We start from the raw sequence: 15,510 nt of genomic DNA, 5'->3' as shown, positions 1-15,510 counted from the left end.
AGGGCAAACTGCTTGAACGCCCCACCGAGATCACCCCACCAACCCCGCCCTCAGACGGCGATCAGCAAGCCGGAACGGAGGTCGCCTGAAACACCCCGATCCACAGGTCTTGACAATTCCTCGCCACCGACATGCGCGTCTACTTCTGTGATCCCGGCGCACCATGGCAGCGGGGCACTAACGAAAACACCTATTGGTGCACAGTGTTGATGCCGGAGTGCTTCGACGGGAGCCGACCGGCGGGTTGCTGGGTGACTCGGAAAACACGTGCCGCAGATGGCTTTCCGTTGATTTGTCCACGGCGACCCAGGGCGAGAGCCCTGACCGGGAGTGACTTAATAGAAGCCTGCTGAGCCGTCAACTCGCAATAGGTCTGTCCGCCCGGGCAGAGCCCCCGCAATCGTCCCGTCATCGACCGAAGGTGAGAAAGGGACGTTTTGATGGTGACAGTAGGGATCGACCCGCACAAGCGCGTCCACGTCGCAGTGGCATTGGATGCTCGTGGCCGGCGCATCGGCAAGCCGCTGACCGTGAAGAATGACGGGCAGCTGATCATCACCCTGCTGAAGTGGATTCGATCGATGATCGACACCACGGCGGTGACCTGGGCCATCGAAGATGGGCGTGGCTTCGCTCGTCGTTTGGCTGATGAACTCCTGCTTGCCGGTCAGGACGTGGTGTGGGTGCCTAGCCGGCTCACGGTCGCCCACCGCAAGCTGCACGCAGCTACGGGCGCCAAGTCCGATGTCATCGACGCCATGGCGGCCGCGCATGCGGCGATCGCGACGCCAACTCTGAGCCGTCATCACATCGATGAGCGGGTCCGCGAACTCCGGGTGCTCAGCGACTACCGCTCGGACCTGGTCAAACGACGGACCACGCTGATCAACCAGATCAAGGCGCAGGCGCACTTATGGCTCGACTACACCCCGGGCGATCTTGCGCGCGCCAAGACTGTATCGCTGCTCAGTGCTCGGCTTAATGCCGCTTCGATGAGTATTCACGTCCGGCACGTGCTCACCGAGATGATCGCCGAGCTTGTCGACGTGAACCAACGCATCCATGATCTCGACGAGATGATCAACGATCTCGTAAGCCCCCTAGCGCCCAACCTCTTACAGATCACCGGGATCAGCCATATCTCCGCAGCGGTGCTACTCACCGAAATCGGTGATATCACTAGGTTTTCCAGCTCAGCCAAACTCGCCCGCTACACTGGCTGCGCACCGATCCCCGTCTATTCATCCGACCACGAACGCCATCGGCTCCACCGAGGAGGAAACCGCCGCCTCAATAGCGTCCTCTACACAGCAGCGATCGTGCAAAACCGCTTCAACTCCGCGGCCCAGCAACTGACCGCACGCCACCTACCAACAAAAGGGGCCCGAGGCGCCCGACGCATTCTCAAACGCCACCTCGTCGACGTCATCCATAGAGCCATGCAGCTCGATCAAGCCAACTGGCAACATCACATCGCGAGATACCAACCAGCGGCGTTGACATAGAAGCATCAACGGGCTTCTGCGACAATACTTTCCCAAAGGCACCGACCTATCGCGCCACAGCATCGCCGACCTTCAGGCCGTTGCTGAACAACTCAACACCCGACCCCGCAAGACTCTCGGCTGGGACACCCCTGCAGAACGATTAACTGCTTTACTAGAACACGCGTAAACCGCCCGCGTTGCAACGACCAACAGAATCCAAGAGGTGCGATGCTCGGTGATGTCGGTGACCCACAACCGGTTTGGCGCTTCGCGAGTGAACATTCGCTCGACCAGATCGGTGGCAGTGGGCGTCTCGTGTCGGGATCGCGGACGCCGGTTACCCGGCAGTCCCTTGATCACGGCCCGGGCCATCAGCATCTCCACCTGGTTATGCCCGACCACCAACCCCAGCCCCAGCGTCAGCTCAGCGTGGACCCTGCGGGCACCGTAGGTGCCACGTGAGGCGGTGTGCACGGCCCGGATCTGATCGGTGAGCCAGGCATGGCGGACCGCCCGTGCTGACGGCGCCCGAGAACGCCACTCGTAGAAGCCCGACTCGGCTACCTCGAGCAGTCGACACGCCTTCTGCACGGGCAGTGCTTCTGCGGCCATAGTCGCTATGGCCGCGTACCGCCTTTTGGGTCGTGGGGCTCCCGGAGCAGCTCACGGGCCCTTTTCAGGATGGCCACCTCGGTCTCCAGTTCACGGATGCGCTTGTTGGCCGCGCTGAGCTCGGACAGCTCCGCGCGGTTCAATCCCGGCAGCTGTCCGGTGTCGATCAGCTCTTGGCGGCGCCAGTCGTAGATGGTCTGGTCACTGATCTCCAAGTCGGCAGCGATCTGGGCGACCGGGCGGCCGGCGGCCACCAGGTCGAGCACTTTGCGGCGGAACTCTTCGGGGTAACGCTTGGGCACGGGCACGGCTCCTCTGTGGACGTCGTGACCAGAAGTCAAGCAAACCGACTCCGGATAACCCGGGGCACATCATCCTGGCCCAACACGCCTCCGTAGCCCTGGTCGGTTCTGCCGCCGAATCCCACTTCCAAGCCGCACTAGCCAGCCGCGACATTATCGGCCAAGCCAAAGGCATCCTGATGCACCGCGAAAACCTCTCCGCCCTGCAAGCCTTCCACCTGCTCCTCAGAAGCTCGCAACGCGCCAACATCAAACTCAACGAAATCGCCCGCTTCGTCGTCGACCAACACGAATCCGGACTCAACCGCAACTAACGCACAAGACGGCCCGCACCCTCACTGCGGTGCCGAGACAGGATGTAATCAACCTCGTTTCTTTACAAATGAGACCTCGCGAATTGCCGGCGGAGCGGATCTGGACGCGCTTTCTGTGCGTCGGGCTGCTGCAACGTTTCCGCTGCCCGCCCGCCGCTCCACGCAGGACTCGGCGGTAAAACTAGCGTGGCGATTCAGACGCCGACTCAACACCTACACCTCAACGAGCAGCCCGCCGCACATGGATCGTGGGCTCCAAGACGCTGAATTCTCCCAGACCGGTTGACGGGCCGCGTCGCTGAATCTCGATGACCTAGATGGGTCAAAATTTAGAGAGAACCGTAGCGGGTCAGGGTTCGAAAAGCGTTGACAGCCGGCGGTGTCGGTGGTCATATCTGCGAGGCTTCCAGTCGCGACCCTTTTGGCGGTGTCCTCACTGCTTCACGGGTGTACTCGCGCTCGGGCGCGTGCACCCGAAGACTGACCACCAAGTAGGAGCCGTATGCCACGATTTGCGAGACAAGATGCGTTTCGACGTGGGTGCCGCAGCACGATCTGAGCGCCGCCCGGCGGCCGCGGGTCGGTGCTAGCCGCCCATACTGCCGGCCGCAAGTGATCACGGGGGTGTATTCCATTGCCCAGCGGAACGAAACGCAACGTCTCAGGCGGCAGGATGCCGACTTACCACGGTGCCAACGAGGTAGGACTTTCAGTCGCCGTGGTTAGTCGCCTGCCAGGACCAAGGCGGCCAGCACATACCCTCCATGCATGCCCTCGGGATTATCTAATACGTTGACGCCATACTTGGTGTAAGTGCAATCCGGGATTGCCTGCCAGCCGTGCACGATCACACCGCGGATTGCCTTGGCCTCGATATCTCCATAGCCCGGAATCAGCTTCGCCTTGCCGGCTTTGTAACCTAGATCATGCAACACCGGCATCGGATCCTCAAAGGGTTCAAACCTTGCGGTGTGTTCGATATAAGACTGTGTTTCACCGTTTGCGCGCTGGGCAACCTCGTTGAGCACGGCGTCGGATTGCAATGTCGGGCACCCGCCCCGAGCGGCGTCTACCTGCGACCTCAAATTTGCTGTGGGGTCAGCTGCGGATGTGGAAGCCAGTGATATCGCCAAGATGACAGTTGCTATCACGCTCAAGAGGAAGGCCTGCACGCGCGTCCTGATCGCCGTTGACCGAACGGCTTCCCGCCGGCAAGATCCGCACACCTGCCGGGCCCAGAATCGTCCGGTTCGGGTCCCGCTTTGGTCTGCCAGCTGACCCGGGAGTCGTTCTGGCCTGGTGAGGCCACGGCGAGTCGACGTAATCGGGCATTTCGTCCGCGTCCGCGCCGCGCACAGTGAGGCGGCGGCAGCCTCCTTCACCGCACGTACGTACGTCACTTTCACCACGCTCGAGCTCAACTCCTGCCGTGCGACCGTGTCTCCTAACCGTGCGACCGCGTGTCGAGTCTAAACCAGCGCAGATTTTTGTCCATAGCTGTCTGCAACTCGAGCGCGCGGCGACCAGGATCAGCTGGCTATTGCAGTGTTTATCCTGGGATTATACCGTCCCCATGTGTGACGCACTTGACATCGTAGGGGATGAGAGATAGAAACAGCGTGCTTCTAATCAGACGCAGAATTCGGTTAGGAACCCGGGGGAGATCCGGTAGTTCCGGGGCGGAGGGCCAGTGCCCATGCGCACGGCGAGTCAATACAGACACAAGGCAGGGCCCACACATGGTGGAGCTCGATCGTGACTGGTCACCACATCGTCACGTCGGCGACGGTCGATACCGCGCTCGCCGTCGATTTCCGTTCGCGCGGCCCTCAGCCCGCCGACGGCGTCTGGCCGCGAATGAAGACGCTGCACGAGCAGTGGCGTGTGAGCATGGATGTGGCTGTCGATGCTGATGGCCCCGGGTGGCAAATCGACGTCGACCGGGGTGGGGCTCTCGCGCTTACCGCCATTCGCCGGTTGCCCGGGCGACGCGCAAGCCGACCGCGTTGCGCTGGATGTCGGTCGAACACGGCCCAAAGGATAGCTCCGACCAGCGGGCTGCACGGCGGGATAGCGCTTCACGGCGACCGGTCGCGCGCGGCCAGGTTGATTGAGACGGCATGATGACAAGCACGCAAAGTCGTCCGGCGTCGGGATTGGCGACACTTGACCTCACGCCGCCGCAACAGAGGGTTTCACGAGGCTGGGCGATTCCGGTGAAACGGGCCGGGATGATTCCGGTAAAGAGTGCAGCAACGACTGGGCGAGGCATGATGTTGGCTGCGGCGGTCATACGTTACTCCGTGACCGACGCAATAACTCTACGTTTGCCGTTTGGTGAAATGGTCGTCCAGGCATGGACGCTCTACAAGGTGACGGCTTTACCAGCCATCCTGATGGCCGTTCCGTTTGGTGGCATGATAGCCGTGGATGCGTCGGGCCTGATCAACCAGGTCGGGGCAAACTCACTTGTCGGGGCTGCAAGCGCCGTCGGTGTTGTCCGTCAGGGTGCCCCGCTTACCGCCGGGTTACTGATGGGCGGCGCTGCGGCGGCCGCAATCGCCTCCGACCTTGGCGCGCGGGCAATACGCGAGGAACTTGATGCGCTCCGTGTAATGGGAGTCGACCCGGTTCGTAATTTGATCGTGCCACGGTTTCTGGCGTTGATTTTATTAGCCCCCATCCTGTCCATGGTCATTATCGCCTCGGCAGTAACCGCTTCGTTTATCCTTGCAATTACTGTTAGCAAAGTGACGAGCGGAAGCTTCTGGGCATCCTTCGGCGCATTTGCGAAGATGGTAGATGTCTGGTTTGCAATCGGTAAGGTCACGGTGTTCGGGGCAATCGTTGGAATCGTCTCATCTTTGAGAGGTATGGAGGCCAAGGGTGGGCCACGGGGTGTCGCAGATGCCGTGAATGCGGCAGTGGTGATCAACGTTGTCGGCATCGTTATCGCAAACCTGGTGATCACCCAATTACAGACGATGTTCTTTCCAATGCAGGTCGCATAATGGGTTTTAGGGCTTCAATCCATGCTGGGGCGCCTGCGCCATATTTCCATAAGTGGCGACGAGTTACACGTATCTTCGAGACGCAGTTCGGAATGCTCGGACAGTGGATACTGTTCATCGCAGAAGTTATTTATCTCCTTCCGCTGACGCTCCGCCAGTATCGTAAGGAGACGCTGGCAAGAATGAACAGTCTGGCCTGGGGCCGCGGTTCCTTGGTTGTAGACGGCGGTCTGATCAGTGTCCTGATCATTCTCGGTATTGCGATCGGTGTGTCGATAGCGATCGAGGCATTCGCGATTTTGAACCTACTCGGATTTGGAGCGCTGTCGGGGATTATCGGTGGGCTATGGAACGTGCGCGAGATGTCGCCCCTCATCGCGGGCATCGCGTTTGCAGCGCAGACCGGTACTCGTATGACGGCGGAGCTGGGGTCGATGCGGATCGCTGAGGAAATCGACGCCATCGAAGCAATGGGATTGCGGCCAATACCATATGTCGTGGGAACGCGCCTCGTTGGTGGAATGTTGATTGTGATACCGGGAATTCTGTTTACATTGCTGGTGAGTTTCTCCGTTTCGAACGGCATGATCAAAGGTGCTTACAATCAACCCGGTGGCACCTACGACCACTATTTCGTTCAGTTCTTGTCGCCTACTGATCTCGCCTATTCGACCTTGAAAGCAATTATCTTTTGTGCCGCGGTAACAATAATCCACTGCTATTACGGTTACTTCGCGTCAGGCGGTCCAGTCGGTGTGGGCCTGGCATCTGGACGTGCGGTACGAGTGAGCTTAGTGGCCATTATGGTGCTGGACTTCATTCTGACGGTTGCCCTGTGGGGGCTTGAACCGACGTTCGTGTTTAAAGGCTAGAAGGCGGACGGAATGACGTCGTTACTCCGGGGGTCTGAGGAAGATCAGGCACGCACTCGCGCGAGAATTGGCGCCGCCGCCGTGCTGTTAGTCGTTATTGCACTGACTGTAAATTTCGCAGTCAACCCGTTTGCTCGTACGAAGAACCTTATCTCGGTGGCCCTCGAAACACCGTATGTCGGACAGGGCGTGGCCGGCGGCACGCCGGTGATTATGCACGGTGTAAAGGTAGGTGAGGTCACGGCGATCTCTAGTTTGCCGGGGGGCCACGTTCGACTGAATGCCGATTTGCAGTCCGGCCCCACGGCGGGGTTGACAGACGCCATGGGAATCGACTTTCGGCCGTCCAACTACTTTGGCGTGACCGGCATCAATCTGACACCCGGTGAGGGTGGGCATCCGCTTCGAAGTGGCGCTGAGATCAACGTTACGCCGAAGGGCAACTTTGCTCTTCAGGCGCTGCTGTATCGCCTTGGTGAACTATCGAACCAAGTAGTCACCGACCAACTGGTCCATCTTGTCGAGCGCGCTACCCGCTATACGGACGCTTTGACCCCGTTACTGGAAACGATGATCATCGTCACCACAACTATCACCAACGTGCAGAAAGTGAGCACCGGGCAACTCTTGAGAAATACCACCGGAATCAATGTCGCATTCCCGGGATTCGTCGATGCGTTGATCAATGCCGAAGACATGTGGGTGCGAAGCGACATGGGTACGGGTTTCGACGCTGAGCGAAGCATGAAGAACAACCCGTATCTGTCGACATACGATACCCCGCTCCGGAATTACTACGATGACGCTCTCCATTTGATGCAGTCGGATCCGGATAAATTCGTTTTTGGTCGCTGGGGGGAATGGCTGGTGGGCGCCAAAACCGACCTCTTTGGCCCCGTCGGTCACCTCTTGTCGTCGCATGTCTACGAGTTGTTCCCCGTGGTCGATGAAATTCGTGATTTGACCGATGTCGTCCCGAAACTGATTCCTCCCACGAACATCGCAGATACCCTCCGAGAACTACGCACCCGACTTGAGCGCATGTACACGGGGTCAGGAGACCAGCGCGCGCTGCAGGTACGCGTCATCTTGGATGAGCTTCCTGGCGTTGCGGGTCCCGTTGGTTTGGCGTTGGGAGCCGCCCAATGAAAAAGCCCATGGCCGCACTGTGGCGGCTCGCACTTGCCGCCGTCGCGAGTGTCGTGTTGCTGATCGGGATTGCAAATGTGATTACGCAACCGGTCGCCTTCTCCACAGGCACCTACCAGGCGGAATTCACCGACGTGTCTGGACTCCACGAGAAAGACGACGTGCGCGTTCGCGGAGTACGGGTCGGCAAGGTCGAAGCGCTCCGGTTGAAGCGCTCGGAGGGGCGGAGCCTCGCGGAGGTGAGATTCACGATGGATACCCGATTCCACGTTGTGCCCACGAGTCGCCTGGCGATCAAGTTTCAGGCATTAACGGGTTTGCGCTACATCGATGTGACTGGCGCCGCCGAAGGTGTCGCGACGGCAAACCGGATGACAACCGTGCCGACGACGATGACGCAACCTTCATTTGATATCACCGTGCTGTTCAATGGCTTACAGCCCGTGTTGGCAACTTTGAGTCCAGACGAGATCAATACGTTTACCGACAACGTCGCTGCATTCCTCGCCGGCGACGGTGATGGACTCGGACCCATGCTCGATAGCATCCATAAACTGACCGCACTGGTCTCAGATCGATCGCAAGTGATCACGACAATCGTAAAGAATCTCTCCGTTCTGGCCCATGCTGTCCGCGGACACTCCGATTCTCTTGTTCAGGTACTGAAGCTAGTGAAAGAGCCCATCGACGCCGCGTTGACGGTGTTGGACGAATTTCGTAAATCGCAAATTTACGGTGCCGACTTCCTCGACGCGGTGTTGCGCCTATTCAAGAGCGCGGGAATCCAGGCCGATATCGATATAGGAACAGCGTTCGACACGGCATTCACGAACGTGTATGACGCCCTCGAATGGGTCAAACACATTCCGGTGATCTGGGAGAATATCGGGCCGCCACCTGTGGCAGGTACTCCGGCCCCATGCGCCAAAGGACGGGCTGAGCTTCCCTTGCCGATGGACGTACTTCTCAATGGCCGCAAGGTGGTGTTATGCAATCAGCCATGAAACCGGTGCACAGCCCGATGTTCTGGGGCGTGGCAACGTTGGTGATGGCCACGGTGATCGGCATGATCGTGGCCTGGTTGTACGTCAGTCCACCCGGCCAACAGATCGTCACCTTTTACACCGACGATGCGGTCTCGATCAGTCCAGGCGACACCGTCCGCATCGCCGGAATCGTCGTGGGCAAGGTCAAGGACCTTGCAATTGAACCGAAGCAAGTCCGCGTGCGGGCGAGTGTGGACCGCGACGCCTTTGTTGGTGACCAGTCCCAAATCGAAGTCCGAATGCTGACGGTGGTCGGCGGCTATTACGTCACCATCAATTCGCTGGGCGACATCCCTCTTGGCACCCGCCCGATTCCCAAGGAGCGTGTCACGCTGCCGTACAGCCTAATACGCACCCTCGCGGACACGACGAAGATCACTGACAACATTGCGACAAATCCAATCAACCAATCCATCAACCAGGTGCAGCAAGGTCTGACCGGTGCCAATACAGACGCCATAACCGAACTGCTGAACGCCGGCAATGCCATCACCCAAAACCTAGAACGGCAGCGTGGCCAGATTTCCAGTGTTCTCGAATTCTCCAACGAGTACGTTCGGGAGTTGAACAATAACCGGGAATTACTCGAATATATGATTTCACGGGTTTCCATCTTAGAAGAATCGTTCGTCTTGTACGGTAAAGGATTTGCCGCGTCCATGCACGGAATGGGCGAACTAGGAAAGCAAGTTCTGGATCCCCTCAATCGCTTCTACATGCCGCATCGCTCGGACTTCCTGGCAAGAGTTCGCGGCGTGTTGGGGGAGCTCCAGGCGATCGCGGACCGGAATGGCGTGGTAGTCCGCGTGCTTCGCCGCATACGCGAGCGGATGGAACACACCTTGGCCGCGCAGAACGCCGGTACGCCGCCCGAATTGTTCGCTACGGACCTGTGCATTCCGGTTGAGGGGAGTCGCTGCTGATGATGATGGCTGCCCGTTTGCCGAACACGGTGGTGTCCGCCCCGGTAATCGCCGCGCTCGTCCTTGCGTTTTGCGCCACATCGTGTGGGCGCTCACCTGAGAATAAGGCGATCGAATTCTGCGCGATCTTGTCGGACAGCGTCGGTCTGTACCTCAGCAATCCCGTGACTCAAATGGGCTACAAGATTGGCACCGTGAAGACCATCGAGCCCCGAGACACCGAGGTCAAGGTGGGTTTCACTATAGACGACAAACGTGCGATACCACGGGATGTTAAGGCGGTCGTCCGCTCGCCATCAATCCTTGCCGACCGCTCGTTGGAACTGGTCGGAAATTACAGCGCGGGTCCGCAGCTAAAGGCCGGTGAATGCATCCCACTCAGCCGCTCTTTCACCCAGCAGAGCATTTCGCGGGTCATTGGGTCGGCGACCAACTTCGTGAACGCGATCAATCCGAGCGGGTCGACCAACATCAAGGACGCGCTCAAAGGGATCGACGAGGCAGTCCAAGGTAACGGGCAGCGGGCAAATGAGCTACTGACCAGGTCATCAGCGCTGTTGGACAATCCTGACCAGGCCACTGCCGAGCTTGGAGCGATCACCAGGAACATGGCCGAGCTGACGTCCATGATAAGAGCGAACCGAGGTCCGCTGAAAGAAATAGTCCAGGATATGCCAGGCACAACCCCAGACATCGTGGCCGCAGTCGATGGCGCCAAAGATCTGACTCACCCGCTTCCGGAACTCATCCTTTTGGCCGATGATCTCGAACTCAAACTTGGCCCTGAAATTCAATTGTTGTTGGACGAAATTAGCGAAGAGCTCCGGATTTGGAGCCCGCACTACAAGTGGGTTGCTGACGCGCTCAACCCATTGCCGCGTTTCATCAGCGGGCTGAACGGCGAGCCACCCGGGGCGACCGCGGGCGGACTGGCCAAGCACATCAACAACCATGTGTTCGATCTGCTCACCTGGAGGCCACCGCTGTATCGCATCCCGACGCCAAACGGACTCCTCACTTGCGGAAACATGAACGCATCTATGCCAGGCAGCTGCGCCGACGTGGGCGGCCGGCCATATGCGGTGGATGTTGCGCTCCTGCAGTACGTCCTGACGCAGGCGGCGCGGCAATGAGACACGGAGTGCGGTCGGCCATCGCCGCAATCATCTGCAGCCTGACGGCGACGTCGTGTGCGTCGCTGAACATTAATGCAATCCCGGTGCCAGGCAACAGTTATCAGGGCGGATACGACATCGTAGCGGAATTTGCCAATGTGCTGAATCTGCCGGACAAGGCGAAAGTGGTGATGGACGGCACCACGGTGGGCGTGGTGACGAAAGTCAGCATCGCCAGCAGCCATGTTGATGTGACGGCACGCATCGATCGCGATGTCGTGGTGCCGTCGAACATCCATGCACTTCTACAGCAGGCTACCGTCCTCGGTGACATCTACATTGCCCTCGAACGAGGACAAGATTCTGGATCGACGGGACCGCCACTGAGCCCCGGCGGCCGGATTCCACTTGCCCACACCACATCCCCGCCTCAGCTAGAAGACACCATCGCCCACTTGGCCAACTTCATAGGCAGCGGCTCAATCCAACGAGCGCAGAACACGCTCATCGGTATCAATCGAGTGACACCGGCCAAAGATGAGGTCCGCAGGGTGGTATCGCAAGTAACGACCGACCTCAAAGACCTCTCTAATGATGTCGATAATGTCGATCTATTGATCAACGGCCTTTACGACACATCGACTGTGCTGGCCGCTCGTACGCCGGCCCTGAGTTTGTTGTTATCTCCAGCCGGTGTGGCCGGATTGAGGCGAGACACCATTTTGGGAAACATCTTTGGCACATTATTGCCATCCCTTGGTTCCATCTACAACGGCGGATATTGGCTGACTCCGTTGATAGATTCGTTGGGGAATGCCCTGAAAGCGGTACAGGGCTCGAAACAGGCCGTCGAGGCTGAGTACCCGAAGTACCGACAATTCATTACTGATTACTTTATGACGCAAGACAAATATCCCGCCATCAACATCACGTCAATAATTGGCCCCGACGGCCGCGAGCTGTCAGGAAATGTCGAGCAGGTACTGCGAATGCTTGGAGCGGTTCCGTGAGCTTTAAGAGCGTGATTTCATTCGGCGTATTTCTTGCTATGGTAGTCGCCTTTATCGGGTACGTCGCATCACTGGGTATCCGGATCGCTCCTCCAGCGAGTCGCGCCACCCTCTCGATGGATGTGTCCGACATCAGTAACCTTGAGGTCGAATCCAATGTGTTGCTTCGTGGGGTGCAGGTAGGGAAGGTGAGCCGCATCGACACGACGACCTCACATGCGACCATTCATTTCTATATTGAGGACAAGTACAAGATTCCCGCCGACAGCGTCGTTCGGTTAGAGAACCTCTCCGCGCTTGGCGAATCTTATATCGAGCTGGAGCCCCGACACTCTGGCGGACCCGTATTCCAGGACGGTCAGCGCGTCGCGCCGCAGTCCATAAAACCGCCAGGCTCAATATCCGAGCTGGGGGTCAGTGTTGTGCACATGCTGAACCAACTCGACCCAAATCAGCTCAAGCGCGTTATCGGTGAGGCCGACACAGGGCTACCGGATCCATATTCTGTGCTGCCCAACCTGAAACGCGCCAGTCTACTGCTCCGCAATACCACAGCCGACTTGAATGGCCGGGGCAAGAAGGTGCTGGAAAATTCTCAGAGCCTGCTCGAGAACGCTGGCTTCGTCGGGCCGGCGCTCGCCGAAACAATACCTGCTGTCCAAGCGCTTGGACCGGAGCTTCACGAGGAGTGGGCCAATGCCATGACCGTTCCGACTCGCCTTCCTGCGCCAGGCAGCGTCTATCTGTTGGGCAAGTTCATCCAGCGTATTCAGAGATTGTTGGACGATCGTGCACCCGATATCAGGGTCCTGACCGAGCCACTCACCGCGAACGTCAAGGCAATCGCGGCTTCGCTGACGACCATCGACACTAGCCAAGTGCTCGCCAATCTATTGTCGGCGGTACCAGAAGATGGCGCGATCAATCTGCACGTCACAATCCCGGAAAGACAGGCTGGTAACTGAAATGCGTACCGACACCGAAAAAGTTAGGACCACCCCTGCGGGGGACGACGAGGACACGGAAGTCGCCGAGTCGGTCGAGAGGGCGGAATCCGTGGTTGCTGAGGAGTCGGCAGACTCCGGGACCGCAGATGAGTCGGCAACGGACGACGCGCCACACGAATCAACCAAGAAGAGTCGGCGTGTATCGGTTTCTGTCCGAGCCCTAGCGGTCAGCGCGGTTATTGTCACTTTGATAGCCGCCGTGGCCGTGATGACATGGTTATACATCGGCGCGAAAGAAAATCTCGACCATCAGGCTCGACAAGCTAACGATAATAAGCGCGCTGAGCAGATTGCGCTCGACTACGCGGTGAATGCTGCGATCATGGATTACAAGGATTTGGGTCCCTGGAAACAAAACCTCGTTAAGGGCACCACGCCTGAACTCAAGGACAAGCTCACTAAAGCAGGAACAAGTATGGAGCAGATCTTGCTCCCATTGCAATGGAGTTCGTCGGCACGACCGCTAGCCGCCAAAGTGCGGTCGCATAACAATGGTGTCTATGTCGTTGACACATTTGTCAGTGTGATGACAAAAACGGTACAGGCAGGAGATAGCCTGCAGTCCACGGCTACGTACAGCATTACCATCGACAGCAACAACGCGTGGCAGATCACCGACGTTGGCGGTATCGCCGCGATGGTCGCCGAAAAATAGCGGCCGCCGGCACGTACTTCTTAGGAGTGGTCTGTATGATTGACGAGCCTCTATGCAACACCACGCGAAATATCAAAAACCGCGCGGTCCCTGCTCTTCTGGCGTGTCTAGCGCTCGTCGCATCTGTGGTCACGATGCTGTCCGGGCGTGCGGCCGCTGACCCTTCGGCGCCGCCTCCGCCACCGTTACCGCTGTTTACCCCAACCGCAAGCAATTGGACACCAAAGGTCCCATATTCATATGAGGCCACCCAAAAGAATGTGACACAAGCTGATATCAACGCAGAACGTGAAATGTGTCAGTGGTTCAATGCGCAATATCGGGAGCTGCGCCGTCAGATGGACGAATTCGGGTTCGATCTACTCCAGGCCAATAACGACTGGACAGTGCCTGGAATCCAGGCGCATGCCGACGCTGTGGCCTCCAACATCGAACAGTCTGTCGCGTACCTGGCTCCGCGGGCGGAGGCCCTGACTCAGAGCCAGGACTACGTCGGCGACAATTACTTTCCGCTTTACCAAGGGGAGAGTTTCTATCGCTTGTGGCAACACCTGTCGAACACCGGCGTCGGTATCAGGGCCCGAAACACGGCCTGGATTTACGGCCCCTCCCAGCAGCGAGAAGAACATTGGGGCAGCAGGATAGAGCGATCACATGTCTGTGATTGAATTGCCTGGCTACGGCCGCGACATCCACGTTGACGGCGTGCCGTCCCGATTCTGGATCAGCTGTCATCTTGTCAAAACCTGATCGGGGGCCAGCCCGCGATGAGGTGCGAGACAAACAGATACATTACGGCCGGTTTTCGAAACCCGACCTCACAGGAGGAGCCGTGAGAGCAATGTTCCGCCCATCCCGTCGCGGGTGTCCACCACTGGCCTCGCGTTTCAGGACGCGGATATCGGTTCTGGCGGTTCTATATGTCGCAGGCTATTGCATCTTGACGGCCTTCGGTGCAAGCCATGCTAGCGGCGACGTTGGCGATCTGGGGCCGCCACCCGCCGAGCCGGAGATCAAGCAGGCCCTTATCGATTTCTACAGTGCGGGGCATCCGTTGGGCTCGACGGTCGATGTTCGGTTCGACGGCCCGATCCAGGTGGGCCAGCCCACGGAACACGCGAATCCCCCGCCTCGTCCCTGGTGTGTCCGCTGTGGCTACCCTGACCAAGGCATCAGCCCCATGTACCCGGTCACGGCGCTGGTGACGGTCACAGTCAGGCAGACACTGGCATCGAGTGCGCTCGCACCTTCCAACCCTGTCGAAACCAACACAACCTATAACGGGACGGGCTGTCCCGGCGTGACCCAATCGGAATATTGCCCGGCCTACTACTTCTACCGAGACAGGCAGGGCAATTGGCAGGTTGCCTAGGGGCGTCAGACCGGTGGGAACATCCTGCGGTTATCTGGTAAATCCATGAAATCACGCTGCGCCGCTCGGCGGTCTGCCCCCGGTAGGGCCAGATTCGCCGCTCGAAAAGGGGCTCTTCGTAATTCAGAGTGCATTGACGAGTTGGTGGAGTGCTCCGCTGTGCAGCAGTGAGCGCCAGTGAACTACCCGGGTTTTGTTCCCGCCTCAGGTGCGTCCGCGCGGTCGATCGCGGCATCGATTGGCCGGCCGTCGTCGACGGTGTCGCGCGAGATCGCACGCAACGGCGGACGGGACAGCTACCGGGCGATGCTGGCTGATTCGGCGGCGTTCATACGAGCGCGGCGTCCCAAGGTGAGCAAGCTGGCCGGCCTGACTTGGCTCACGTTTCGGGCTTAGCGTGACGGCAGTGGTTTGACCTGCTGGTTTGTTGTCGGCGCGGCCGAGATTTGCGCACTAAATGGGGGCTCGTAGGCTGCCGCGGTGGCCTATGTGCGCACCGTCAAGACCGCGTCCGGAGGAATTGTCAAGACCTGTGGATCGGGGTGTTTCAGGCGACCTCCGTTCCGGCTTGCTGATCGCCGTCTGAGGGCGGGGTTGGTGGGGTGATCTCGGTGGGGCGTTCAAGCAGTTTGCCC

The 15,510-nt window shown here is 58.9% G+C and carries 15 protein-coding genes and 3 pseudogenes; 15 read left to right on the top strand and 3 right to left on the bottom strand.

Annotated elements, in window-relative coordinates:
- The first annotated feature begins 440 nt into the window (after window positions 1-440).
- Together H7I87_RS22360 and H7I87_RS22355 are read left to right on the top strand one after the other, a co-directional pair.
- The gene (locus tag H7I87_RS22360) at window positions 441-1,505 is read left to right on the top strand and encodes an IS110 family RNA-guided transposase (protein WP_083071739.1); all 1,065 of its coding nucleotides are present in this window, start codon (window positions 441-443) and stop codon (window positions 1,503-1,505) included.
- Window positions 1,501-1,674, top strand: a pseudogene (locus tag H7I87_RS22355) (IS30 family transposase); the annotation flags it as partial. The gene H7I87_RS22360 and the pseudogene H7I87_RS22355, both read left to right, overlap by 5 nt.
- Before the next feature lie 167 nt (window positions 1,675-1,841).
- Here H7I87_RS22355 and H7I87_RS29265 read toward each other — a convergent pair.
- Together H7I87_RS29265 and H7I87_RS22350 are read right to left on the bottom strand one after the other, a co-directional pair.
- Window positions 1,842-2,099, bottom strand: a pseudogene (locus H7I87_RS29265) (IS3 family transposase); the annotation flags it as partial.
- A gap of 5 nt (window positions 2,100-2,104) precedes the next feature.
- On the bottom strand, window positions 2,105-2,401 hold the full coding sequence (locus tag H7I87_RS22350) for a transposase (protein WP_083071741.1): 297 nt from the start codon (window positions 2,399-2,401) through the stop codon (window positions 2,105-2,107).
- A gap of 179 nt (window positions 2,402-2,580) precedes the next feature.
- Between H7I87_RS22350 and H7I87_RS22345 the strand changes: the two genes are divergently transcribed.
- Window positions 2,581-2,715 (top strand): ANTAR domain-containing protein, encoded by a 135-nt coding sequence (locus H7I87_RS22345; protein ID WP_244179168.1) that lies wholly within the window; start codon window positions 2,581-2,583, stop codon window positions 2,713-2,715.
- A gap of 722 nt (window positions 2,716-3,437) precedes the next feature.
- On the opposite strand, the gene H7I87_RS22340 is transcribed toward H7I87_RS22345, so the two are convergent.
- Window positions 3,438-3,743 carry a hypothetical protein gene (locus tag H7I87_RS22340; RefSeq protein WP_139800206.1) on the bottom strand — a complete coding sequence of 102 codons (306 nt, stop codon included), beginning with the start codon at window positions 3,741-3,743 and terminating at the stop codon, window positions 3,438-3,440.
- 1,092 nt (window positions 3,744-4,835) lie between these two features.
- Here H7I87_RS22340 and H7I87_RS22335 point away from each other — a divergent pair.
- The 12 genes and pseudogenes from H7I87_RS22335 to H7I87_RS22280 all read left to right on the top strand — a co-directional run.
- The gene (locus H7I87_RS22335) at window positions 4,836-5,726 is read left to right on the top strand and encodes an ABC transporter permease (protein ID WP_139800205.1); all 891 of its coding nucleotides are present in this window, start codon (window positions 4,836-4,838) and stop codon (window positions 5,724-5,726) included.
- A gap of 92 nt (window positions 5,727-5,818) precedes the next feature.
- Window positions 5,819-6,598, top strand: a complete 780-nt coding sequence (locus H7I87_RS22330) for an MlaE family ABC transporter permease (RefSeq protein ID WP_139800204.1) — start codon at window positions 5,819-5,821, stop codon at window positions 6,596-6,598.
- 12 nt (window positions 6,599-6,610) lie between these two features.
- Complete coding sequence (locus tag H7I87_RS22325; protein WP_083071734.1) at window positions 6,611-7,747, top strand: MlaD family protein; 1,137 nt, start codon at window positions 6,611-6,613, stop codon at window positions 7,745-7,747.
- On the top strand, window positions 7,744-8,751 hold the full coding sequence (locus tag H7I87_RS22320; RefSeq protein WP_083071733.1) for an MlaD family protein: 1,008 nt from the start codon (window positions 7,744-7,746) through the stop codon (window positions 8,749-8,751). The genes H7I87_RS22325 and H7I87_RS22320 overlap by 4 nt, the downstream gene beginning before the upstream one ends.
- On the top strand, window positions 8,748-9,716 hold the full coding sequence (locus H7I87_RS22315) for an MlaD family protein (protein WP_083071732.1): 969 nt from the start codon (window positions 8,748-8,750) through the stop codon (window positions 9,714-9,716). The genes H7I87_RS22320 and H7I87_RS22315 overlap by 4 nt, the downstream gene beginning before the upstream one ends.
- 5 nt (window positions 9,717-9,721) lie before the next feature.
- The gene (locus H7I87_RS22310) at window positions 9,722-10,849 is read left to right on the top strand and encodes an MlaD family protein (protein ID WP_082122825.1); all 1,128 of its coding nucleotides are present in this window, start codon (window positions 9,722-9,724) and stop codon (window positions 10,847-10,849) included.
- Window positions 10,846-11,841 (top strand): MlaD family protein, encoded by a 996-nt coding sequence (locus H7I87_RS22305; RefSeq protein WP_197083332.1) that lies wholly within the window; start codon window positions 10,846-10,848, stop codon window positions 11,839-11,841. The genes H7I87_RS22310 and H7I87_RS22305 overlap by 4 nt, the downstream gene beginning before the upstream one ends.
- Window positions 11,838-12,806, top strand: coding sequence for an MlaD family protein (locus tag H7I87_RS22300; protein ID WP_225342753.1), 969 nt, complete (start codon window positions 11,838-11,840; stop codon window positions 12,804-12,806). Before H7I87_RS22305 ends, H7I87_RS22300 begins: the two co-directional genes overlap by 4 nt.
- A gap of 1 nt (window position 12,807) precedes the next feature.
- A complete protein-coding gene (locus tag H7I87_RS22295; RefSeq protein WP_046181944.1) occupies window positions 12,808-13,503 on the top strand; it encodes a hypothetical protein in 696 nt (231 codons plus the stop codon).
- Window positions 13,504-13,763: 260 nt separating this feature from the next.
- Window positions 13,764-14,171 carry a hypothetical protein gene (locus H7I87_RS22290; RefSeq protein WP_225342754.1) on the top strand — a complete coding sequence of 136 codons (408 nt, stop codon included), beginning with the start codon at window positions 13,764-13,766 and terminating at the stop codon, window positions 14,169-14,171.
- 272 nt (window positions 14,172-14,443) lie between these two features.
- On the top strand, window positions 14,444-14,875 hold the full coding sequence (locus H7I87_RS22285) for a hypothetical protein (protein WP_139800203.1): 432 nt from the start codon (window positions 14,444-14,446) through the stop codon (window positions 14,873-14,875).
- Window positions 14,876-15,076: 201 nt separating this feature from the next.
- Window positions 15,077-15,241 (top strand): annotated as a pseudogene (locus tag H7I87_RS22280) (helix-turn-helix domain-containing protein); the annotation flags it as partial.
- Between the last annotated feature and the right edge of the window lie 269 nt (window positions 15,242-15,510).

This window comes from Mycobacterium timonense, from assembly GCF_025821985.1.
GTDB lineage: Bacteria > Actinomycetota > Actinomycetes > Mycobacteriales > Mycobacteriaceae > Mycobacterium > Mycobacterium avium.
This window is presented reverse-complemented; position numbering and strand designations above follow the sequence as displayed.